Here is a 667-nt window from a genome sequence, read left to right as displayed (position 1 = left end):
ACGGCATCCACGCCCGGCGCGGGAGGGAGGCGATGGACGAGCTGGGGATCCTGCCCGCGTTCACCGGCACCCTGGTCACCGACGCCCTGGCCTCCTACACCGTCTACGGCAACGATCAGGCTCTGTGCGGGGCGCACGTGTTGCGCGAGCTGATCGCGGTCACCGAGGACACCCGCCGCGACCCGGCCTGGGCCCAGGCCATGATCGACGTACTCATCGGGGCGAAGGACGCAGTCGCCCAGGCGCTGGCCGCCGGGCAGGACGCCCTCGCCCCCGCCGCCCTCGCGGCTTTCCAAGAGGACTACCGGCAGGCCGCGTTGTGCGGAATCGCCGCCAACCCCCGCCCCGTCACGGGCCCGAAGTCCAAGGCCAGAGCCCTGGCCGAACGCCTGCGGGACCGTGCCGACGAGTACCAGCGCTACATGGTCAACTTCGCGGTCCCGTTCGACAACAACGCCGCGGAACGCGACCTGCGCATGATCAAAACGCAACAGAAGATCTCCGGATCCTGGCGCACCCTGACCGGCGCACAACGTTTCGCCCGGATCCGCTCCTACATCTCCACCGTCCGCAAACACGGCATCAACCCCCTCACCGCCCTACGCGACCTCTTCGCCGGACGGCCATGGATGCTGCCCACAACCAGCGGAAACCCCTAAACAGTTAC

1 protein-coding gene is annotated in these 667 nt (G+C 68.7%); it reads left to right on the top strand.

Annotated elements, in window-relative coordinates; translation table 11 throughout:
* Positions 1-659: IS66 family transposase (locus OTB19_RS43220; protein ID WP_267804343.1), on the top strand; the 659-nt coding region annotated here is incomplete at its 5' end.
* Positions 660-667: the final 8 nt, after the last annotated feature.

Origin of the sequence: Streptomyces sp. H27-H5 (genome assembly GCF_026627505.1) — a bacterium.
Classification (GTDB): Bacteria; Actinomycetota; Actinomycetes; order Streptomycetales; family Streptomycetaceae; genus Streptomyces.
This window is presented reverse-complemented; position numbering and strand designations above follow the sequence as displayed.